The organism is Testudinibacter sp. P17/SS/0325 (assembly GCF_053570765.1).
This window is the reverse complement of sequence record NZ_CM131635.1, coordinates 1,991,623-2,012,322: the sequence shown is the minus strand read 5'-3', so window position 1 is coordinate 2,012,322 and position 20,700 is coordinate 1,991,623. Positions and strand designations below refer to the sequence as shown.

22 protein-coding genes and 2 tRNA genes are annotated in these 20,700 nt (G+C 42.5%); 2 read left to right on the top strand and 22 right to left on the bottom strand.

Features of this window, described 5'->3' with window-relative positions; genetic code table 11:
- Positions 1-256: 256 nt before the first annotated feature.
- The 19 genes from ACWA50_RS09565 to ACWA50_RS09475 form a co-directional block, all read right to left on the bottom strand.
- Positions 257-526 (bottom strand): hypothetical protein, encoded by a 270-nt coding sequence (locus ACWA50_RS09565; RefSeq protein ID WP_431051958.1) that lies wholly within the window; start codon positions 524-526, stop codon positions 257-259.
- 29 nt (positions 527-555) lie between these two features.
- Positions 556-849, bottom strand: a complete 294-nt coding sequence (locus ACWA50_RS09560) for a hypothetical protein (protein ID WP_431051956.1) — start codon at positions 847-849, stop codon at positions 556-558.
- Between the two features lie 55 nt (positions 850-904).
- Positions 905-1,096, bottom strand: a complete 192-nt coding sequence (locus ACWA50_RS09555) for a hypothetical protein (RefSeq protein ID WP_431051954.1) — start codon at positions 1,094-1,096, stop codon at positions 905-907.
- 39 nt (positions 1,097-1,135) lie between these two features.
- The gene (locus ACWA50_RS09550) at positions 1,136-1,576 is read right to left on the bottom strand and encodes a hypothetical protein (protein ID WP_431051952.1); all 441 of its coding nucleotides are present in this window, start codon (positions 1,574-1,576) and stop codon (positions 1,136-1,138) included.
- Positions 1,573-1,773, bottom strand: a complete 201-nt coding sequence (locus ACWA50_RS09545; RefSeq protein ID WP_431051950.1) for a hypothetical protein — start codon at positions 1,771-1,773, stop codon at positions 1,573-1,575. The genes ACWA50_RS09550 and ACWA50_RS09545 overlap by 4 nt, the downstream gene beginning before the upstream one ends.
- A gap of 345 nt (positions 1,774-2,118) precedes the next feature.
- Positions 2,119-2,613, bottom strand: coding sequence for a hypothetical protein (locus ACWA50_RS09540; RefSeq protein WP_431051948.1), 495 nt, complete (start codon positions 2,611-2,613; stop codon positions 2,119-2,121).
- A gap of 25 nt (positions 2,614-2,638) precedes the next feature.
- Complete coding sequence (gene ssb, locus ACWA50_RS09535; RefSeq protein ID WP_431054336.1) at positions 2,639-3,073, bottom strand: single-stranded DNA-binding protein; 435 nt, start codon at positions 3,071-3,073, stop codon at positions 2,639-2,641.
- Between the two features lie 206 nt (positions 3,074-3,279).
- On the bottom strand, positions 3,280-3,822 hold the full coding sequence (locus tag ACWA50_RS09530; protein WP_431051946.1) for a DUF3158 family protein: 543 nt from the start codon (positions 3,820-3,822) through the stop codon (positions 3,280-3,282).
- 13 nt (positions 3,823-3,835) lie between these two features.
- On the bottom strand, positions 3,836-4,561 hold the full coding sequence (locus ACWA50_RS09525) for a PFL_4669 family integrating conjugative element protein (RefSeq protein WP_431051944.1): 726 nt from the start codon (positions 4,559-4,561) through the stop codon (positions 3,836-3,838).
- Positions 4,562-5,234: 673 nt separating this feature from the next.
- A complete protein-coding gene (locus ACWA50_RS09520) occupies positions 5,235-6,512 on the bottom strand; it encodes an STY4528 family pathogenicity island replication protein (RefSeq protein ID WP_431051942.1) in 1,278 nt (425 codons plus the stop codon).
- A gap of 63 nt (positions 6,513-6,575) precedes the next feature.
- Complete coding sequence (locus ACWA50_RS09515; protein WP_431051940.1) at positions 6,576-7,145, bottom strand: DUF2857 domain-containing protein; 570 nt, start codon at positions 7,143-7,145, stop codon at positions 6,576-6,578.
- Between the two features lie 14 nt (positions 7,146-7,159).
- On the bottom strand, positions 7,160-8,893 hold the full coding sequence (locus tag ACWA50_RS09510; protein WP_431051938.1) for a ParB family protein: 1,734 nt from the start codon (positions 8,891-8,893) through the stop codon (positions 7,160-7,162).
- Positions 8,890-10,290, bottom strand: coding sequence for a replicative DNA helicase (gene dnaB / locus ACWA50_RS09505; protein ID WP_431051936.1), 1,401 nt, complete (start codon positions 10,288-10,290; stop codon positions 8,890-8,892). Before dnaB ends, ACWA50_RS09510 begins: the two co-directional genes overlap by 4 nt.
- Before the next feature lie 11 nt (positions 10,291-10,301).
- Positions 10,302-11,111 (bottom strand): ParA family protein, encoded by an 810-nt coding sequence (locus ACWA50_RS09500; protein WP_431051934.1) that lies wholly within the window; start codon positions 11,109-11,111, stop codon positions 10,302-10,304.
- A gap of 82 nt (positions 11,112-11,193) precedes the next feature.
- Positions 11,194-11,280 (bottom strand) — tRNA-Leu (locus ACWA50_RS09495).
- A 29-nt stretch (positions 11,281-11,309) separates the two neighbouring features.
- Positions 11,310-11,385: transfer RNA gene (locus ACWA50_RS09490), tRNA-Gly, on the bottom strand.
- 113 nt (positions 11,386-11,498) lie between these two features.
- The gene (gene pgsA / locus ACWA50_RS09485; protein ID WP_431051932.1) at positions 11,499-12,056 is read right to left on the bottom strand and encodes a CDP-diacylglycerol--glycerol-3-phosphate 3-phosphatidyltransferase; all 558 of its coding nucleotides are present in this window, start codon (positions 12,054-12,056) and stop codon (positions 11,499-11,501) included.
- A gap of 129 nt (positions 12,057-12,185) precedes the next feature.
- Positions 12,186-13,022, bottom strand: coding sequence for a KPN_02809 family neutral zinc metallopeptidase (gene ypfJ / locus ACWA50_RS09480; protein WP_431051930.1), 837 nt, complete (start codon positions 13,020-13,022; stop codon positions 12,186-12,188).
- A gap of 78 nt (positions 13,023-13,100) precedes the next feature.
- Positions 13,101-13,775 carry a TIGR01621 family pseudouridine synthase gene (locus ACWA50_RS09475; protein WP_431051928.1) on the bottom strand — a complete coding sequence of 225 codons (675 nt, stop codon included), beginning with the start codon at positions 13,773-13,775 and terminating at the stop codon, positions 13,101-13,103.
- Positions 13,776-13,827: 52 nt separating this feature from the next.
- Between ACWA50_RS09475 and cls the strand changes: the two genes are divergently transcribed.
- Entirely contained in the window at positions 13,828-15,288 is a 1,461-nt protein-coding gene (gene cls, locus ACWA50_RS09470) for a cardiolipin synthase (protein WP_431051926.1), read from the top strand.
- 13 nt (positions 15,289-15,301) lie between these two features.
- On the opposite strand, the gene glnD is transcribed toward cls, so the two are convergent.
- Positions 15,302-17,893: a bifunctional uridylyltransferase/uridylyl-removing protein GlnD gene (gene glnD / locus ACWA50_RS09465; RefSeq protein ID WP_431051925.1), complete on the bottom strand. Its 2,592-nt coding sequence runs from the start codon at positions 17,891-17,893 to the stop codon at positions 15,302-15,304.
- Positions 17,894-18,001: 108 nt separating this feature from the next.
- Complete coding sequence (map, locus tag ACWA50_RS09460; RefSeq protein WP_431051924.1) at positions 18,002-18,805, bottom strand: type I methionyl aminopeptidase; 804 nt, start codon at positions 18,803-18,805, stop codon at positions 18,002-18,004.
- Between the two features lie 177 nt (positions 18,806-18,982).
- On the opposite strand from map, the gene erpA reads away from it, so the two are divergent.
- On the top strand, positions 18,983-19,324 hold the full coding sequence (gene erpA / locus ACWA50_RS09455) for an iron-sulfur cluster insertion protein ErpA (protein WP_431051922.1): 342 nt from the start codon (positions 18,983-18,985) through the stop codon (positions 19,322-19,324).
- Positions 19,325-19,385: 61 nt separating this feature from the next.
- Here erpA and ACWA50_RS09450 read toward each other — a convergent pair whose 3' ends face one another.
- Positions 19,386-20,687, bottom strand: coding sequence for a sodium ion-translocating decarboxylase subunit beta (locus ACWA50_RS09450; RefSeq protein WP_431051920.1), 1,302 nt, complete (start codon positions 20,685-20,687; stop codon positions 19,386-19,388).
- Between the last annotated feature and the right edge of the window lie 13 nt (positions 20,688-20,700).

The following is a 20,700-nucleotide window of genomic DNA, read 5'->3' as shown; positions in this document are numbered from 1 at the left end:
TCTTAGATTTTAGTTATAAAATGGAAAAATTCATCCCATAACTAAAAACAAAATATCATCACATTAACGTCTTTTCGCACGATTTCCCCATTATTTAAAATAAACTTAGGTTCGATATAATAAAGTTTTTTCGTATCTCTAAAACGATGTGACTTTAGTATACGAACTAAGTTACCTTGATTATCAGGGATTTTTATGTACTTTGGATGATCTATCATAATTATAATAATCTACCTCGTGTTTCAATATAATAAAGTTATGCTTTTAACAATCCTGATTCGGATTCTATTTTTTTCTTTACTAGAAAAAACTCATATGGGGTAATTTCTTTATACTTACTAAAATTTTCAGAAAATTTTGCTTTAAATAAACTCTCAAAATTATCACTTTCTTTAGACCCCATAAAATTTCTAGGAACGAAGCCTATTTGGTTTAAAATGCGATCGGTTATATCAATTACATCCTCATTACTTAAACCGGGAAGACTATTTCGCACAAAGGCTTGCATATTTAGTTTTACTCCCATTATTCCTCCCTCCACTTAAAAACTTTTAGTTATTTATAATCTTTTTCATAAGAAAGAATACAATTATTCTGTGGAATAATCATAGTTTTACCTATTTTTATTGAAACATAAGTATAAGTCCCATCTAACCTAACTAACTCCTTACCAATATCACTCATAAAAACATTACCATTTGAATAGCACTCTATTTTATACTCTATTGCAGATTCTTTCTTATTGATAGCGTCTAATTTTAGATACAATAAAATAAAAAAAACAAGCATAATAATCACTATTAACATTAGTCCAGAAAATCTATTAATTATTAAGCCTAATTTTTTCATTTTTTCTACCCTCTAATGGGAAATAGGTATCTCTAGCGGAAATTTATATCAGAATTTAATCAGATAGCTCTGAATTTTTTAATTTATCAAGTTCTTTTTTATACCCAAAAAGAATATCATTTAATATTTCTTGTGAGGATGCTTTTATTATCCCAGCCTCAATTTTTTGTATTTCACGTTCCAAGTATTTTATACGAATAATTTTGTAGTCAATGTGATATTCATCTAGAAAAATTTTAGCATTCATGGTATTTCCTATTCAAAAATTTTTAATCATCTTTCACCGTTAATCTAATAAATATTTTTCTTTAACTTGTTCCTCAAGTGTTTTTCCATGTTGCAGTATGGTTCTGCAAAAGTCATCAATGGGAGTGTTATCTCTAATAAATATGTACTCTATATATCGCTCTCTTGCCTTATTTTTTATGTGTAAAATATATTTGTAATCATCTCTAAGAGATAGAGCAAGAATAGGAACAAATATAAATACGGGGAATAATATAGTTAAATATAAAAATGATAAATCAAAAATATAGATTAAAAAAATCATTAAAAAACTCATCACTCCTAGGGCTATCAAAAATAAAATAAATTTCTTCTCCATACGTTGGTTGTGGAGTTTTTCAAAATAATAATCAAATCCATTTAATTTATATTCTAGAGCAATGAGTTTTTCCATAATCTCTAAATCTTCATCATACTGCTCTCTAGCACCAAGATCACTCATATTGACTCCTCAGGTTTTTTCTTGTTTTTATCAACATACTCATCTAAATCAGATTCTGAAACGGATTCCAGCCCCTTAGCAAGAATAGCATGTAAAATTTCAGTTTCCTTAATCATGGATTGAGTCCTTATTACCGTGGAAATTGTCATCTCTTCGATTTTTTTCCATAAAGCTTCATTAACATACTTAGTAGGCATACTATCTCCTCACATTATTATACTTATTATTTTCTTGCTAAAAGAATCACAACACAGATCATCATTGAAAGTATTCCTAGGGAATGTATTGCGCTAAATGGTGAATCTTGCATTTGAGCCGAAATTTTCTCATATACGCTAAAACCCATCATATTCACGATAACAAATAAAATAATTGAGATAGCTCTGATTAACACCTTCATCTTTGTACTCCCTTTATTGAATTCTTATTTCTTAGATTACAAAAAATAAAAAAAATAAGATATAAGAAATTATTTCTTAGATTTGGATAAAAAAATCCCAGCTTGCGCCGGGATAAAATGACTAAGGAGAATGTCTTTATTGTTATATAATTTTCAATATCCGCTGCTTAATCTGTGCGGCTTTCGCGTTATCGTTTGTCTTGACAGACCACTTCACCAGGACTCGTTTATCTTCTTTTTCCAATACAATGCTCAAATAACCGTAGTTAAAGGAGTCCGCCAAATGGTAATAAACCCCAGGTGTGGCATCGTGGATAAAACCATTACCAATTAGCACTTCTTCAGCCCATAGACGGTTATTCGAACCTTTAGAGCCTCCATGCTCTCTAATTGCCTCTTCACGCGTCATAAAGCCAAATTCACGCTTAAAACGAATATATAGCGTATCAATCTGCCGCGCTGATGTCGTACTGTCATCAAGGGTTGATTGGGCTATTGAAGTCGTACTCATCATACCGAGTGAGCGATTCGCTTGCTCCGCCCAATCTCCGACGCGTTGATTAAGTGCGGTCATTTCCGCACAACCACTGAGAACCAGAGATAATAGAAGGATTCCCCATATCTTAAATTTCATCATGAAACCTCACTATATTTACCAGCAGTTAAAATGGAATATCATCAAAGTCAAGCGGCGGCTCTTGCGCTTTTACAGATGAACTTTGTGAACTCTGTGCTGGTGCATTCTTTGCTTCACTGTTAGTCGGTTTTGGATCTAACAGTTGAAGTGTTTCAGCAATGATTTGCGTCGTCCAGCGTTCAACACCATTATTGTCAGTCCATTTTTGTGTACGAAGATAGCCTTCGAAGTATGCTTTGCTACCTTTGTGCAAATAGTCCTTAGCAATTTCAGCCACTCGACGATACAGCACAATTCTGTGCCACTCCGTCAATTCCTTGTTTTCGCCGGAGGTTTTATCTTTCCATGTGCGGCTTGTCGCGACACTTAAGGTTGCGACAAGATCGCCATTCGGCATTGCTCGAATTTCCGGATCTGCGCCTAAGTTGCCCAAAATGGTTACTCTGTTTACACCAGCCATCATTTACTCCTTGTTTTATGATTAAAGATATTTTGTCTCAATATCCCGATGATCGTATTTGCACCATATTCTCTTTCGGGGGTTTAAGGGGGCTGCGCCCCCTTACCTTTAAAAGGCCTTTTAGTGTAGGCTTTACCTACAAGGCTTTTACAGGGGTTACAAGCATGAAAAAATAGGGGATACGAGCATTAAAAAATAGAGAATACCTACAACGCCTTACCCTGAATTTCCGTGATTGGCTTTCCCTCATTTAATAATTGCTCCGCCGTATTCAATTTGTCTTCACATTCTCGTGCTTGTCTGATAATAAAATTCAAAATCGACATCTGCATATTGTAGGCAATCCGGTCTTTTTCGACCGCAATCAACGCTTTTTTCAACTCTAACGGCACTTCTGAACTCTGCACCAAATTTTCCCACGCTAGTTGCCCACCTTTGTTATTCTGCTGATTGCGCCAACGTAAGAAACGACCACCGGATGAATTATTGTTGTCTGCAACAAAGATCAACGGAAGATGGTTTAACGGATACGCATTGGCGCATTTCACGATATTTTTTGACATATTCAGTAATTCAACGCGTGCATCAAAAATATTCTGGTGTAGAACTTGATAATCTTCTGCTGAACCAAATTGTTTAAATATCCCTTTCAACCCATCATTCAGTGGTGTCTGAAAAATGAGATTTTGATATGATCCCATATCTAGGGCGGAATAATTGACTGCATCAGGTTTCGCTGGTTTTTTCATTGTCAGCTCCTTCTCAACTATTCTGATTTATCGGTTCTGAGGCATATTTTGATAAATCAACGTAAGGTGCATATTGGCTTCGACGTGTTCCACGAAAAATATCTTCTGGCACTTCACCGTATTTTTCGATTGCTGCTAGTGCACGTGCATTTTTCTGCAACACATCATCGCGGGTAATCCGCACCGCACGATAACGCTGAACAGCCGTATAAATCCGGCGAATAGGCTTTGAGCCTTTATCAAGCCAACTGCGCGCATCAAGCCGTGGAATTAACGCTAGATGCGCAGCAGTCATCACAGAACGCACCATGGCATCATATTCAGACAACAGGTAAATCAACAAAAAGCCGATTTGTGAATGGATCATTAATGATATTTTCACTGGATTAACATTGAAACTATCTTGGATATTTATGTCATCTGGGATTTTATTGGCGTAAATATCAAAAATTTGATCGACTAAACCGGCAATCTCTTTTCGTGCCTCGGTGATTTGTCGTTCTAATTCTAACAGCGCCATATCCGCATAGGGATCATTACGCGCTGAGTCATGGTGAATATTGGCAATAATGGCAAGGCAATTCGGCATACTCATAATTTTCACATTGCCGTCTTCATACTTTTTACCAGCCCAAATTTTTGTCGCTTGGTGGGTATGCAATGTCAGGGTTGAATTAGTACGTAGCTTGCCAATTTCCCCATTAATTTCATTTAGTTCATATTCGGATTCACTATTCATAATTAATCTCCTCTAGTTATGGAATGTCATCATAATAAATCGATGTTTTATGACAACGGATAATTAAAATCTCAATTAAAACAAAACTTCATACAGTTTAGTAATACTGCGCCTATTTTTTAACCTAACTGTGTACAGTGTTCACACTTTGCCTATTTTTTAACCTAACTGTGTACAGTGTTCACACTTTGCCTATTTTTTAACCTAACTGTGTACAGTGTTCACACTTTGCCTATTTTTTAACCTAACTGTGTACAGTGTTCACACTTTGCCTATTTTTTAACCTAACTGTGTACAGTGTTCACACTTTGCCTATTTTTTAACCTAACTGTGTACAGTGTTCACACTTTGCCTATTTTTTAACCTAACTGTGTACAGTGTTCACACTTTGCCTATTTTTTAACCTAACTGTGTACAGTGTTCACACTTTGCCTATTTTTTAACCTAACTGTGTACAGTGTTCACACTTTGCCTATTTTTTAACCTAACTGTGTACAGTGTTCACACTTTGCCTATTTTTTAACCTAACTGTGTACAGTGTTCACACTTTGCCTATTTTTTAACCTAACTGTGTACAGTGTTCACACTTTGTCTATTTTTTGCTCACCGTTTCCAGTGGAAGCACTTTATCTATTTTTTATTCACTGTTGCCAGTGGCAACGCTGTCTATTTTTCATTCACTATTGCCCGTAGGTGATATTCTCTTTAAATTCTGGCGCAGTGAACTGGCTTGCTGAGACATTTTGTGCAATTCACCTTTGCTGCGTTGGCGCATTGGTATTGATGTTATCGAATTGCTTGTTGTTACTGGAGGTTGTCCCAATTTTTTCTCATTCGATTTATTCACTAAAAAATGTTTAAACTCACCCTGAGCGGCACTTTTGATTAAGCTGCAAACATAGCCCACAGGCTTGTTGATATTACCTTGTTGAATACGTAAGGCTGCTTCCTCCAACACCGCTTGCCCCAGTGTTTCACCAAGGTTAAAATCCCGCATCATCTTCAAAACCGTATTTTTTTCCAATGCTGAAAATTTTAAAGAATCCAGTACAGTACTGATTTTTTTATTATAAGTACTAGTACTGTACTGATTTACTGAGTTCCCTGATGGAACTAAGACTGAAATCAAGGGTTTATCACTAAGTTCCCTCGTGGAACTAAGCGATTTTTGACTGAGTTCCATAGTGGAACTTGGTGAAATTGTACTGAGTTCCCTAATGGAACTAAGTGAATTTTGCTGGTTTTGACCAAGTTCCCTCGTGGAACTCAGTAAATGTTGCTGCTGGTTATCGAGTTTTTGTGACGATGATGAATTTAATGTTTGTGTCGTTTGAAGCGATAATTTTTGATTTTTCTCGTAGTGATAACGAGAGCGCATTAAATCAATATGCGAAACCAGATGTGACTGACCATCATCAATCTGCATATTTTTAACAATGTGCTGCGCCACACCTCGGATCATTTTATCGCGATGATGTGTTGCTTGTTCCAACATGTTTAAATAGTTTTCATTGAAATGAATACAATCCGGAATGCTCATCGGCTCATCATGAATAATATAAATATTACCGAGAATACGGCCTTGCTCATCGCGTGCTTTGCTACAAAAAGTGAGCCACCGAGTTAAACGTAGTAACAGTAATGTTTGACTAACGACTTTCTTAGACGCTTTTTCTTGCGTATATGCGCGATCAGACAGTAATTGTTGCAGTTCTTCATAAGATGGAAAGGCTGCACCACCAAATGCTCTTGCATTGTGTTTAATCACCTGCCATGCATAACGCGCACGACAGGTTAAAAGCGGATCTGTCAATAATCGAACCGGTACGGTATCGTGTGGATTCCCAAAATAAAGCAAACCCTCTACTGCTTCAGTAACCGCACTTTTTTGTTGCCGGTAGTGTTTTAATTTCCCTGTTGCATTTTCTACGATAGCATCTATACTGTTCATATTAGCTAATCCTGTTGTTTAGGATTTTTAAAACGAGAAAGTGACCGCTTTCTCGTTTTTTTCTTAGTGTTTATGGTTTGAGGCATCTTGCGTCTCCCATTTCTGCGCCAATTTCCACACACTCGTTACATTCATCTCTAATTCTTCTGCAATCAGCATCAGTGCATCGAGGGTCTCAATACTTTCAAATGAGGCTAAATCTGCCTTCATTTCTTGCCAGCGATACCAGGCTTGTGCCGATTGTTTTTCGCTACATAAGCAGTGCCGTCCCGGCTTTTTACTTTGCCCGAGTAAGCGGCGGCGTTCACTGACTTCGCCGTTAGTTGAACCAAAATAATAATTAATCAATTCGATCGTTGCGCCCAATATCAGCGCACGATCAAGTAGTTTTTGTGTATGTGAATACTCTTTGGCACTATTCACCATACGCATAAATAATTTATGATTAACTTCAATTTTTAAAAAAGGCGTTGAAATCTGCGCCAAATGATGAATTTCGTCGGTTGTTAGCTGCATAATTTCACGCAGCTCATTCTCCGTGAAACCGATCTGCTCACAGTGCCGTAAATTCCCTTCCTTGAGCTGCGTAATGACATGGGCAATTACGGCTTGATTAATTGATGAAATAACCATTGTTTCCTCCGAATTTAATCTTGTTCAATTGGCTGGCGCAAATGCGCTCTAAAGCGACGAATAATACGGATCAGGCGAAAAATTTTCACCATAAGCAGGTCGGATATTTCTGCATCGATTGTATCTGTTCCCACCAATAATGCTTCTGGAATCAACCAATCCAGCATCTCAGTATGATTGTCGCAAGCAAGCATCGCCAATAGCTCATAAACGCATAATGCCAGTGCATTATTTTCCAGTTCGTGCGGTAGTGGCTCTATGGTAAAACTAAAATTAGTTGCCGATTGTTGTGCGCCGATATTCTTAATGATTGACTTTGGTAATCCGCTTAACTTAGCGAGATCATTGACAAGATTAAAGGCTTCCAAGCGGAGTTTATTCGCAGTATCGAAGACGGGAAAAATTTTCCAAATATCATCGACTGGCTGACAGCCGGTATTGGCGAAAGATAAACCATTTTCTTCGGCACGTTGTTTCCGTTGCTCGCTCAAGGAGAGTCCTGGGGTCATGCCAAACTGCGCCAAGATATTTTCATAATCACCATTTATAGCAGTTTCAGTATTATCCGTTTCTGCTAAATGCGTTAAAGGAATATCTTGTTTTGACTCAATGCTGTTTCCAGATTTAGAAACACGTGGGTTTAGTGTTGATTCAGCTATTTGTTTCTGAGTTGTAGGCTCTTGAGAATCATGCGCTTCGCCACTATAGGAGGAAGAGGATACAGAATTCGGTATTTCTACAGCTGTCACTGGATCTCTGAAATGAATAACTGGTTCAGATTCTTTATTGCGGCGACGATTTTCATCGATATTAATATCAAAATGCAGATCTTGATAGCTTACTCCCTCATCACCAAGTGCTTTGACTAAATTACCAATTAGCTCATCTTGCACAATTGTAATCGTAAATTCTTCTGGCACTTCATCAAAGGATTTTAAAGTTTCCAGCCATAAATCTGAAAACTGCTCCTCTGCCTGTGGACGATATTTTTTCCAACAGGAAAAGGAATTTCCACGTAAGGTTAAAAGTTTTTCAATTTGTGGTTTTCCCATACCAGCAAATAATACTTGCGGAATAGCTGGATATAATTGCTCTAAACATAACTCCATTCTTGCAATTAAAGAAAATGAAATACTATAGCCATCATTTTTGAGTTTTTCTGCTAACTTACGATGTGATAGAAATACATTTTCTTGTTTTTCATAAAATAGTTTTGCTTGATTAATGCCTAATGCGCGCTCAATAAAACTCAGATCCCCGCGCAAATCATTTTCAGCCAAATGCCCAATTAAACAAGATAGCTCGCCTTCGAGCTGATCATCTCCAGAACCTTTCCAGGATTTAAACAGGCAGTTGATAGACCAATATTTCGGGTCTTTGGTTTCTTCATATAATTCGCGCAATGCTTGTAACCGTGTATTACCGCCGTCCGCAATCATATAAAAATCATCACCAGGGCGTTGCGTGATATTAGGCGGAAAATCTAAACCGCGCATCCGAATCGATTCTTTAATTTCATCAAATTTCGGATTTTGTGTTTTACGCGGATTATTATCAAACGGTTTTAGCTGAGCCAAGGTAACGGTTTTCAATTGTGGCTGCATACTTTCCCCCGCAGAAATTAATTCCGATGCAATACGCTCGTCCGCATAATTTGGTGAAGTATTCGGTATCAAGCCAATTTGCATACCTCGCATCAATGACGCTTTTTTGTCTTCCCGACTAAATTTTTTAGGTGTGTTCATCATAGAAAATCTCCAATATCTGTCGAGGATTGCGTTTTATCTCCCTCCGCTGCATAAGTTTCAAACAGCGAATATTGCCCAAAGAATCGCGCAACAACCGTACCTACCGGACCATTGCGCTGCTTCCCTATAATCACTTCGGCCAATCCCTTAGCTTGGCTTGCTTCTTCGGTGTAATATTCATCACGGTGCAATAAAATAATGACATCCGCATCTTGTTCAATTGCGCCTGAATCGCGTAAATCCGAACTTGTCGGCTTTTTCACGATCCGTCCCTCCACGCCGCGATTGAGCTGTGCCAATGCGATCACTGGGCATTGCATTTCTTTCGCCAGTGCTTTGAGACTATTAGAGATATTCGTGACTTCTTCATAACGATTTTGTGAGCCTGGGTATTTCATTAATTGCAAATAATCAATGAATATCGCGGAAGGTTTGCCATAAAGTCGGATATTTTTGCGTACTCTAGTGCGAAGTATTTGAGGGGTTAATGCTGAAGAATCATCAATTAATAAGCGATTATTATCTTCCCAATGCTGCTGAATATAATTGGCTGCCACACCTAATTTCGCGAAATCCTCATCTTCCATAAGCAACGCATTGCGTAGTAATTGCATTGGCACTTTTGATTGCATCGAAAGAAAGCGCATCATGATTTGATCGCCTGGCATTTCTAAACTGTAGAATTGCACAGGCTTATCAATTGCTTCTAGCGTAGCCGCAATTGCTGTGAGCGCAAACGCCGTTTTTCCCATACCAGGGCGTGCAGCGATCACGATAAAATCCGACGGTTGAAAACCGGTTGTCATCTGATCGATTTGCGCAATGCCGCACGGTGCGCCGCTAATCGGATTTGCACTATGGCAAGATTGCTCAATTTTATCGAAGACAATCTCCATTGCCCGACTGAGATTAACCAGTGTATTTTCAGCCTGATTGCGGCAGGCAATATCGAATAAGCGTTTTTCCGAATCTGCAATCACCTTGTCAATGTCATCTTTTGCTTTTATCTGTTTGCTGTTGTCTGATAGATCTTTACCCAACGCCGCCAGTTGCCGTAATTGCTGATAATCAAGTAACCGCTGTGCGTAATTCACGACTAATGCCGCACTGGGCGTATTTTTCACAATCTCGGCAAGATAGGCAAATAAGCCATTATCTGAATCCCACTGACTTTTTAATGACTGCTCCAGTATTAACAGATCAACTGGTTTTCCTGTGTCAAGATGGCTTTTAATCGCCTTAAAAATCACCCTGTTCCATTGTAAATAGAATGAATTATCCGTCAGTAACGGTGATACTTCATCCCACTTGTCATTATCAAGAATCAAGCCGCCGAGCACAGAGCTTTCAAGATAGTTATCAAATAATTCAGTCTTTACTATTTGTCCTTTTTTCATACTTACCCCAATCAAAATACCGATTTAAATTGCGGGAAAAGCAAAGAACATAAACTCTTCATCGTTTCAAATTCTGAATTTTTATAGCGATGAATCGGTGTACAAAGCGTATTTGCTTCGCGATATGCAACACGTGCCGGAATAGCGAAATCTAAAAACTCAACAGAAAAATCACCACCAATGCGCTCGTCATTGAAAATACTGTGCAGTTGGGCAATAACATCTTTTGCATCATTCGTTTTGTCCACGCGATTTGCTACGGCTTTTATCGGCGGTAGTACAAAACCCAATGAAGTATAGGTTTCGAGATCAGCATAAAGACTTAACGTGCCGCGTAAAAATTCGCGTGTAGAAAGTAGTTCTGGTAATAGAGGGGAGAGAATAAGATCGCTGGCAAGAACCGCCATTTCGAGGGTAATATCGCGCGTACCGCGCGTATCCACAACAATCAAATCATAACCTTGTAACTGGCGAATTAAGTGATTAAAGCGGATAACACCGTCGGGGGCATTGCGTAGCAGTAAACTGATTCTGCCGGTTGGGTCATTTGACTTAATTAAATCGAGGTTGGGAATAGTCGTTTTTGATATGATCTCTGCCGGATTGGTGTTTTTATTGATAATGAATTCATAGATACCACCGCCCGCGGCATACTCCAGTTCATAATAAGAGCTTAGTGACGGCTGCACGTCAGTATCGATCATGAGGGTTTTTAATCCATGATCAGCACAAAATGCCGAGATATTAGCTGCATTAGTGGTTTTAGTAACGCCACCTTTTGTAGATAAAATGGTGGTAACAAAGGGTTTTGAATTTTTCATAGCGAACTCTTCTTTTAAAGTTTAAAAAGAGTATCTAAAAATTCAAATTTGATTAGGAATTAGAAAAGTGCTTATAAAACAATGGTGCCCGAGGGCGGACTTGAACCGCCACGACTCGAAAGTCGAGGGATTTTAAATCCCTTGTGTCTACCGATTTCACCACTCGGGCAATATTTTGATTGCGATAAGATTCGGATTTGGAGCGGGAAACGAGACTCGAACTCGCGACCCCAACCTTGGCAAGGTTGTGCTCTACCAACTGAGCTATTCCCGCTTTGGATTCTTTAACTGAAGCAAGTGCGGTGCATTTTACTGAATTGAAATTTTTAGTCAAATAAAATTCTTGCTTTTTATCTCAATTGCTTAAAAACAACACACTTAACGCGTTCAAGGATTCACGTCATCAAGCAAACTGCCTTTGGCTGCGCGCAGATACTGCCACATTGACCACACCGTCAATGCCGCGGCAATATATAACGCCACAATAGCGCTTTTCTCCATCAACGGATTATAGCGCCACAACAAACCGATTAAGGAGATCATTTGTGCGGTAGTTTTGAATTTGCCCCACCAAGAAACCGCGACTTTATTGCGATCACCGATTTCCGCCATCCACTCTCTTAACGCCGAGATAATAATTTCACGCGAGATCATCACAATTGCCGGAATGGTCACCCAGAAAGTGTGGTAATGCTGCACGACCAACACCAATGCCGCCGCAACCATCACCTTATCCGCAACCGGATCGAGAAACGCGCCGAAGCGGGTGGTTTGGTTCCAACGTCGCGCCAGAAACCCGTCAAACCAATCGGTGATGGCAGCAATCAAAAACAAAAGTGCGGTCAGAAACGGTGCCCATTTAAACGGAAGATAAAAACAGATAATAAAAAACGGGATCAGTACGACCCGAAATAAGGTGAGGAATGTCGGTATATTAAATTTCATGGCAATGCCTTATCACGAACATATCGCGGCAGAATTTAACACTATTTTAGCCTAAAAAAAGAATTAGTTAAACCGGATTAAAAATCAGCGGGCAAACAAAAGGCGCTGTCGGCGCCTTTTATAATCAATTTAACCAAACGGATTACACTGTTTGATATCACCGCTTTGCAAACCGCGCTTAAACCAAGCTAAGCGTTGTGCCGATGTGCCGTGGGTAAAGCTGTCCGGCACGACATAGCCTTGGCTCTGTTTTTGCAAACGGTCATCACCGACCGCTTCCGCCGCATTAAATGCTTCTTCCAAATCGCCGGATTCCAGAATGCCGTGTTTATCGGCGTAATGTCCCCAAATTCCGGCAAAACAGTCCGCTTGCAATTCCAGTTTAACTGACAGCTGATTCGCCGCCGCCTGACTGCCGCTACGTTGTTGCGCCTGTTGAACCTTAGGCAAAATGCCTAACATATTTTGCACGTGGTGTCCGACTTCATGTGCAATCACATAAGCAAAAGCGGCATCGCCGGAAGCTTTCAATTTACCGCTCATGTCTTTATAGAAAGAGAGATCTAAATAAATGCGTCGATCATTCGGGCAATAAAACGGCCCCATCGCCGCCTGCCCGGTGCCGCAAGCACTTTGGGTGGCATAATTGTACAGCACCATAGTCGGCGGGATGTAACGCTGACCGCTCTTGGCAAAATATTGATCCCAAGCCACTTCGGTATCCGCCAGAACCACGCGCGAGAACGAATTTAACTGCTGTTCTTCTTGTTCGCTCAAGCTGGTTTGATAGCCCTGTCCGGAACCCAGCCCGCTGGTATCGACCAAACCGGATAAATCCACGCCGAAATACGCCCCGACTAAAATCACCAATAACCCGACGATACCGCTGCCCTTAGCACCGAAACCGCCGCCGGAGCCACGACGATCTTCTACATTACGACTTTCTTTACGTCCTTGCCAACGCATATTCAATCCCTCTCAACCTAAACCTAAACCTAAACCTAAACCTAAACCTAAACCTAAACCGTGTTATTATCCACCGAATCATCTCATGATGTCTAGCTGTTCGATTTGTTGTTGTATTTCAGGTTGTAAAAAATAAGTGCCTTGTTGCGGTAATTGTTTGATAAGAAAAGAAGTTCCTTGATATTGAAATTTTAAGGCGTAAGCATGCAGATAAGTGCGGTCAAGTGCGGTTTTATCGCCATAACGTTGATCGCCCAGAATCGGACTGCCGAGGCTTTTCATCGCCACGCGGATTTGATGGGTTTTGCCGCTTTTCGGTATCAAATGAAATAATCTTAGCCGATTGTCGCAACGGATACTGCTAAAGCGGGTCATCGCCGGATTTTCACGGCTACGGCACAATTTCCAACTGCCGTTGCGGGTTTTTTGCATATCGCCGATAACCAAGCCCTGCTTTTTCTTTGGTTTCGCCGCGGAAAGGGCGATATAATGTTTCTCAATTTGGTGTTGTTGGAACAAACCGGATAATTCAGCGGCGGCTTGGCTGTTGCGGGCTAAAATCAGCAAACCGGAGGTGATTTTATCCAAACGGTGCACCAGCCACAATGCCGGGCAACCCAACTGACGCGCAACCAGATCCGGCAAGCCCAACGCCTGCTGATCTTTATGCACGCTCAGCCCAATGGGTTTATCAATCACAATAAAATCAGGATGTTGATAGACGATGGTGATCTTTTCAAGTGCGGTTTGCATTTTACCAAATCAATTATTGAATAAACGAACTTAACAGGATGACAAGCATAGTATGAATATCGAACTTTCGCAAATTTTCGGCTACCTGTTGCCACCGTTAATCTGGATTTTCAGCGTCGGGATTACCGCCCGCCTCGCCTTCAAAAAACAAGCGGTGTCGATCACGCTGGCTTGGTTGTTGGTGATTTATATCATCCCGCTGTTTGGGATTATCGCCTATTTGCTGCTGGGCGAAATCAAACTTGGTCGCCGCCGCGCCGAGTCATTTAAAAAGCTTGCACCCTTATATAAAAATTGGTTCGGCAGTTTTGACCAATGCTCCAATTTGACACTGAGCAATCAAAACCTGCGCTTTAAACCGCTCTTTTCCCTTAGTCGCCACCGGGTCGGCATTCCTTGCGTGTTAGGCAACGAATTGCATATTCTGGATACGCCGCAAAACATTATTAAAGCGATGATTCACGATATTGGGCAGGCGCAGCATAGCGTGTATATGACGTTCTATATTTGGGCTGACGGCGGACTGGTCAATGATGTGATGACGGCACTGATTCAAGCCGCAAAACGCGGGGTGAAAGTGCAGATTCTGCTCGATTCGGTCGGCAGTAAAAAATTTCTCGGCAGTAAAAATATCCGTTATATGCGTGAAAGCGGCATTCGGATTGAAGAAGCGCTGCATGCCAACCTGTTTCGGATGTTCTTTCGCCGTATTGACCTGCGTCAGCACCGCAAAATTGTAGTGATCGATGAGCAAATCGCCTACACCGGCAGCATGAATATGGTCGATCCGCGTTATTTCAAACAAAATGCCCACGTCGGACAATGGATCGATATTATGGTACGGATTGAAGGCCCGGTGTCGCTGATTTTGCAAGGGGTGCACAATTGGGGTTGGCAAATGGAAACCGAGGAAGATGTGTCGTTGTTGCCGCAATGCCCGATTTTGCAACATAAACCGGATGATTCGCACGGCGTGCAAATTTTGCCGTCCGGCCCCGGTTTTCCGGAAGATATGATGATCCAATCCCTGCTCTTAGCAATCAGCAGTGCACGGCGTAGTATCACCATTACTTCACCGTATTTCGTTCCCAGCGCAACCATTGCCTCTGCCCTTGCAACGGCGGCAATTCGCGGTGTTGAAGTGCAATTGATTCTGCCGCAAAAAAACGATTCGTTCTTGGTCGAATGGGCAAGCCGCACCTTTTTTGACGAGCTGCTGGAAGCCGGCGTGAAGATTTTCCGCTTCAAGTGCGGTTTGCTGCACACCAAAAGCATTCTGATTGATTCCCGTTTAGCCTTGGTCGGCACGGTCAATATGGACGAACGCAGTTTTATGCTGAATTTCGAAGTCACCATGATTGTGGACGATCTCGGTTTCGGACAAGAAGTGGAGGCCTTACAGCAGGGCTATTTAGTTCAATCCGATCTGATGGATATGGCGGAATGGTCTAAACGTCCGATTTACAAACGCTTCTTCGAGCGTGTGTTCTTTTTGTTCAGTCCACTGCTGTAACGTCTACTTTAAGCTAAAGTGCGGTCAGCAATGCCTGTTGCAACTGCCGACGCTCATTTTCGGTCAAGGCTTGATTATCACGATTCGATAAAATAAAAAAATCCTCGGCGCGTTCGCCTGTGGTGGTAATCTTAGCATTGAGCAGGTTTAAGCCCTGTTGACTAAAGACATTACTGATCAGCGCCAACAAGCCCGGTTTATCCAACACAAAAATTTCCAATTCGGTTTGCCCGCGCTTTTCCGTATCCAGAAACCGCACTTCGGTCGGCACATGGAAGTGCTGCAATTTATTATTAACCTTGCGGTTAGCCGCCGGTTTATACTCGCTTTTCAGCGCATTAAGCACACTTTTCTCAATGCTGCGGCGGCGATCAAATTTTGCCAATACGCCGTTGGTTTCCGTGATAATAAATGAATCCAGCGCATAACCGTCGTTGCTGGTTAGAATCTGTGCGTCGTGAATCGACAGGTTTTTGGCTTCAATCGCCCGCACCACTTTATTAAACAAGTGCGGTTGATCGGGGCAATATACAAACAGTTCGGTGCCGCCTTGTGAAAAACGGTTGCTGGATTTAACGACAATCTCTTGATCCGAGCGACAAACCAATTCAGCGTGCCATGCCAACTGTTCCGGGTTATTGCGCAAAAAATAATCCTGCGGGCAGCGCTGCCAGAAATCATTCACCGCACGCAATTTCAGACTTTCGCCCTGTAACAACGGCTGCAATAAGCTCAGCGCCCGCAAACGGTTCCGTAGCACTTGATCGCTGACATCGAGCAGAGAATCCGTGCCTTGTTCCAATTGTTGTCGAGTGAATTGATACAAGGTTTTAATCAACGAGCGTTTCCAACTATTCCATAACGTGCTGTTGGTGGCGCTGATGTCCGCCACGGTTAAACAGGTGAGATAATCCAGTCGTGCCGCGGTTTTGACGCTGTTGGCAAATTCCAGCACCACTTGCGGATCATAAATATCGCGCCGTTGCGCCGTGACCGACATTTTCAAATGATGTAGCACCAACCATGCCATCATTTCAGAATCGTCCTCGCTAAAACCGTGTTTTTTGGCAAAATCATACACATCAATCGCGCCCAATTCGGCATGATCGCCGCCGCGCCCTTTGGCAATATCATGAAAAAGTGCGGTCACATAGATTAAATTGCGGCTGTCCAGTTGCGGAAACAGCGCCACGCACAACGGATGTAGCTCCGCATTGCGTGCATCCAAAAAGCTTTCCAGCTTTAACAACACACGAATGGTGTGTTCGTCCACCGTATAGGCATGAAACAGATCAAACTGCATTAAGCCGCTGATATTATTCCATTCTTCCAAATAGGCATTCAGTACGCCGTGTTGGTGCATTGGCACAAGCGCACGGCTGATCGCATTCGGCTGCGTCAATAAACGGATAAATTTTTGCCGCGCTAACGGATTATCGCTCAAATACTGTGTTTTTTGCATTAAAGCCAAACGCAAACGGCGCAAGGTGGTAGAGTGAATCATGGCTTGCGGCTGTTCCGTCAAATGAAAAAACAGGTCTAACATCGTATCCGGCCGTAGAAAAAAGCAGTCGGGGCGAGATAACCGAATGGCATGATTTTTTAATTCAAAATTTTCATCCAGCGGCTGCGCCACGCAATCATCACAACGATTGACGAAATGTTCTTGATAATGCTGCAATAAAATTTCACTCAATTCACGAATATCATGGGCGGTGCGGAAAAACTGTTTCATCATCGCTTCAACTGCATGATTCGCCTGACTACCCTGCCCTTGATAGCCCAACATTTCGCTGACTTTCAGCTGGCGATCAAATAACAAACGGTTGTCGTAGCGTTTAATCACCAAATGCAAAGCAAAACGCAATTTGAATAAAAAATGTTGTGCCGCATTTAAAATCCGGTGTTCTTCCGGGTAGATAAAACCGGAATCAAGAATATCCTGCAAATTTTTCGCGCCCACATGACGCAACGCAATCCAATACAGCAGATGTAAATCGCGCAGTCCGCCGGGGCTGTATTTAATATCCGGCTCAAGGTTATAACCGGTGTTGTGATAACGCTGATAACGCGCCGCCTTTTCTTGCATTTTGCCGTGGAAAAACGCTTCTGTCGTCCAAAAATCGGCGGCTTTGACCGCACTTTGCAGTTGTGCAAAAAGTGCGGTTTGCCCGAACAGAAAACGCGACTCCAGCAAATTGGTGGCAATCGTGAGATCGCTTTTCCCCTCGGCAACGCATTGCGCAAGGGTCCGCACGCTATGTCCGACCTCAAAACGGCAATCCCATAAAAATTGAATCAAAGCGGCAATTTGTTGTTCTTGTGCTGCCGAAAGTGCGGTTTCACTGAGAATTAAAATATCCAAATCCGACAGCGGAAACATTTCTTCCCGTCCATAGCCGCCGACCGCCACCAGTGCCAACGGCTGTTGATCCAACCCAAATTGCCGCCACAAACGGCATAGCAGTTGATCGTAAAAACGGCTGCGCGCGGCAATCAATTCATGTACATCGCGTTGGCTGAATTGCGCCAATTCTTGCTCTTTGAGTTGTTGTAGCTGATTTTTGACATCAGAAGGAGTTAAGAACGGGGGATTTGGTTTCATAATAAGCCCAAGGGATTAGCGGTTATCACAACAAACTAAGCGGGTTATTTCCCTCCCCCGCGAGCGGAGGGAGATTCCGAAGGGCGGAGGAGGGAAAAATGAGGTTATTTATCGATTAACCATAATACGCGAGATCCGCCCTTCGGCGATCTCCTCATCACGAATCGTCATCACTTCGCAGCCGGTTTCGGTCACCACAATCTGGTGTTCATACTGTGCCGACGGGCTACGATCTTTGGTTTTCACCGTCCAACCGTCTTTCATCAACCGCACTTCGCGTCGTCCGGCGTTCACCATCGGTTCAATCGTGAACACCATGCCCGGCTGCAAAATGACACCGCCGTCATCGGCATAATAATGCAACACTTGCGGATCACAATGGAATTGATCGCCAATGCCGTGTCCGCAATATTCGCGCACCACCGTACAGCCTTTGCTTTCGACGTATTGCTGAATGGTCTTTCCAATCTGATTCAGCCGAATCCCCGCTTTCACGGTACGTAAGCCGATATACAATGACTCCAACGTCACTTCGCACAGGCGTTTGGCTTGAATCGAGGGTTCGCCGACCAAGAACATTTTTGAATTATCGCCGAAAAATCCGTCTTTGATCACGGTAACGTCAATATTCACGATATCGCCGTTTTTCAAAATTTTATCGGTACTCGGAATACCGTGGCAAACCACTTCATTCACCGAAATGCAGGTTGCGTTAGGGAAACCGTGGTAATTCAGACACGCCGGCACCACGTTCTGTTCATTCGCCATATATTCATGGCAAATGCGATCCAACTCGCCGGTGCTCACGCCCGCCTTAACATACGGCTCGATCATCACCAGCACTTCTTGTGCCAATTTGCAGGCTACACGCAGTTTTTCTAATTCAACATCATTGCGGATAGGAATATTCATGGGTTACCTTTTAATGTACGCTTATTTTAACTCGTGGCAAAGTATAGCATTTTCAGCCCGCCAGATAAAACAGTATGCTCTCCGCTACCGCACTTTGCACCGAAATACCGCTTGAACAGAAATTCCGCTTGTATAATAATAGCCGAATATTTTTATCGCACATCAGTGGGAGTCCTTATGACAGATGTAGCAATTCCATTAATTTTTACCGACGCCGCTGCGAACAAAGTAAAAAATCTCGTCGCCGACGAAGATAATTCGAATTTAAAATTACGCGTCTATATCACCGGCGGCGGTTGTAGCGGCTTTCAATACGGCTTCACTTTTGATGAGAAAGTCAATGACGGTGATTTAACCATCGAAAAAAACGGCGTTGCTTTGGTGGTTGACCCGATGAGTTTGCAATATTTAATCGGCGGCACGGTAGATTACACCGAAGGGTTGGAAGGCTCGCGTTTTATCGTGAATAACCCGAATGCCAGCACCACTTGCGGTTGCGGATCGTCATTTAGTATCTGATTATTTTAATATCAATAAAGGCAGCCGATTGGCTGCCTTTTTGTTCGCTATTCATAAACCATCACATCGCCGCAATATATTTCAACATCACCCCGGCGGCAATTGCCGAGCCGATAACGCCGGCGACATTCGGCCCCATCGCGTGCATTAACAGGAAATTTTGCGAATCGGCTTCCAAACCGACTTTATTGGCAACCCTTGCCGCCATCGGTACCGCTGAAACCCCCGCCGCACCGATCAACGGATTGATCTGGTCTTTGGCAAAACGGTTTAATAATTTCGCCATTAATACGCCGCTTGCCGTGCCGATAGCAAATGCAATCACGCCCAATAATAAAATCCCCAATGTTTGCGGCTGCAAAAATTTATCTGCAACCAATTTTGCCCCGACGGACAAGCCTAAGATAATGGTGACGATGTTAATCAGCGCATTTTGCGTGGTGTCGCTCAAGCGATCAACCACGCCGCTCACCCGCATTAAATTGCCGAAGCAGAACATCCCCAATAACGGCGCTGCGTCCGGCAATAATAATGCGACCAGCAACAATAATACGATCGGGAACAGAATTTTTTCCCGTTTACTGACATTACGCAATTGCACCATGCGGATTTTGCGTTCACTTTCACTGGTCAGCGCTTTCATAATCGGCGGTTGGATTAACGGTACCAATGCCATATAGGAATACGCTGCAACCGCAATCGCCCCCAATAGCTCAGGCGCCAATTTGCTGGATAAGTAAATCGCGGTCGGACCATCAGCACCGCCGATAATACCGATTGAAGCCGCTTGCGGTAAGGTAAATTCGATTAAGCCTAACCAATTCAGCAATAATGCGCCCAACACCGTGGCAAAGATACCGAACTGCGCCGCCGCGCCCAACAATAGGGTTTTAGGGTTCGCCAGCAGCGGACCGAAATCCGTCATAGCACCAACCCCCATAAAAATCACCAACGGTGCGACGCCATAACCGATCGCAACTTTGTAGAACAGCGCCAAAATTCCGGTGCTGTAGCCCATATCCGTCGCATAGCTTTCCAACTGGCTCACGATTGACGGAAGTGCGGTATTTAATGCCGCCTTGATCGAAGCAATATCCGTTGTGCTATTGAGCTTCGCGGCAACAAAGGTCAGTTGCTCCGCCGTACCGCTATGTAACAAATTATCCAATGCGCTCATTGCCATGCCTGCTTCGGGAATATTGGCAAGTAACCCGCCAAACCCGATCGGCAACAGCAACAGCGGTTCAAATTTGCGAGCAATCGCCAGCCACAGCAACAATAAACTGACGGCGATCATAATTGCCTGCCCCGGTTCAAGGTGCATAAAGCCCATCCCGCCTACAAGAGTATAAATACTTTCCATAACATTCGGCTCT

Excerpts from the sequence above, each read along its gene's own strand:
- ACWA50_RS09565 (WP_431051958.1), bottom strand. The coding sequence starts at position 526 with ATGGGAGTAAAACTAAATATGCAAGCCTTTGTGCGAAATAGTCTTCCC.
- ACWA50_RS09560 (WP_431051956.1), bottom strand. The coding sequence starts at position 849 with ATGAAAAAATTAGGCTTAATAATTAATAGATTTTCTGGACTAATGTTA.
- ACWA50_RS09555 (WP_431051954.1), bottom strand. The coding sequence starts at position 1,096 with ATGAATGCTAAAATTTTTCTAGATGAATATCACATTGACTACAAAATT.
- ACWA50_RS09550 (WP_431051952.1), bottom strand. The coding sequence starts at position 1,576 with ATGAGTGATCTTGGTGCTAGAGAGCAGTATGATGAAGATTTAGAGATT.
- ACWA50_RS09545 (WP_431051950.1), bottom strand. The coding sequence starts at position 1,773 with ATGCCTACTAAGTATGTTAATGAAGCTTTATGGAAAAAAATCGAAGAG.
- ACWA50_RS09540 (WP_431051948.1), bottom strand. The coding sequence starts at position 2,613 with ATGATGAAATTTAAGATATGGGGAATCCTTCTATTATCTCTGGTTCTC.
- ssb (WP_431054336.1), bottom strand. The coding sequence starts at position 3,073 with ATGGCTGGTGTAAACAGAGTAACCATTTTGGGCAACTTAGGCGCAGAT.
- ACWA50_RS09530 (WP_431051946.1), bottom strand. The coding sequence starts at position 3,822 with ATGAAAAAACCAGCGAAACCTGATGCAGTCAATTATTCCGCCCTAGAT.
- ACWA50_RS09525 (WP_431051944.1), bottom strand. The coding sequence starts at position 4,561 with ATGAATAGTGAATCCGAATATGAACTAAATGAAATTAATGGGGAAATT.
- ACWA50_RS09520 (WP_431051942.1), bottom strand. The coding sequence starts at position 6,512 with ATGAACAGTATAGATGCTATCGTAGAAAATGCAACAGGGAAATTAAAA.
- ACWA50_RS09515 (WP_431051940.1), bottom strand. The coding sequence starts at position 7,145 with ATGGTTATTTCATCAATTAATCAAGCCGTAATTGCCCATGTCATTACG.
- ACWA50_RS09510 (WP_431051938.1), bottom strand. The coding sequence starts at position 8,893 with ATGATGAACACACCTAAAAAATTTAGTCGGGAAGACAAAAAAGCGTCA.
- dnaB (WP_431051936.1), bottom strand. The coding sequence starts at position 10,290 with ATGAAAAAAGGACAAATAGTAAAGACTGAATTATTTGATAACTATCTT.
- ACWA50_RS09500 (WP_431051934.1), bottom strand. The coding sequence starts at position 11,111 with ATGAAAAATTCAAAACCCTTTGTTACCACCATTTTATCTACAAAAGGT.
- pgsA (WP_431051932.1), bottom strand. The coding sequence starts at position 12,056 with ATGAAATTTAATATACCGACATTCCTCACCTTATTTCGGGTCGTACTG.
- ypfJ (WP_431051930.1), bottom strand. The coding sequence starts at position 13,022 with ATGCGTTGGCAAGGACGTAAAGAAAGTCGTAATGTAGAAGATCGTCGT.
- ACWA50_RS09475 (WP_431051928.1), bottom strand. The coding sequence starts at position 13,775 with ATGCAAACCGCACTTGAAAAGATCACCATCGTCTATCAACATCCTGAT.
- cls (WP_431051926.1), top strand. The coding sequence starts at position 13,828 with ATGAATATCGAACTTTCGCAAATTTTCGGCTACCTGTTGCCACCGTTA.
- glnD (WP_431051925.1), bottom strand. The coding sequence starts at position 17,893 with ATGAAACCAAATCCCCCGTTCTTAACTCCTTCTGATGTCAAAAATCAG.
- map (WP_431051924.1), bottom strand. The coding sequence starts at position 18,805 with ATGAATATTCCTATCCGCAATGATGTTGAATTAGAAAAACTGCGTGTA.
- erpA (WP_431051922.1), top strand. The coding sequence starts at position 18,983 with ATGACAGATGTAGCAATTCCATTAATTTTTACCGACGCCGCTGCGAAC.
- ACWA50_RS09450 (WP_431051920.1), bottom strand. The coding sequence starts at position 20,687 with ATGGAAAGTATTTATACTCTTGTAGGCGGGATGGGCTTTATGCACCTT.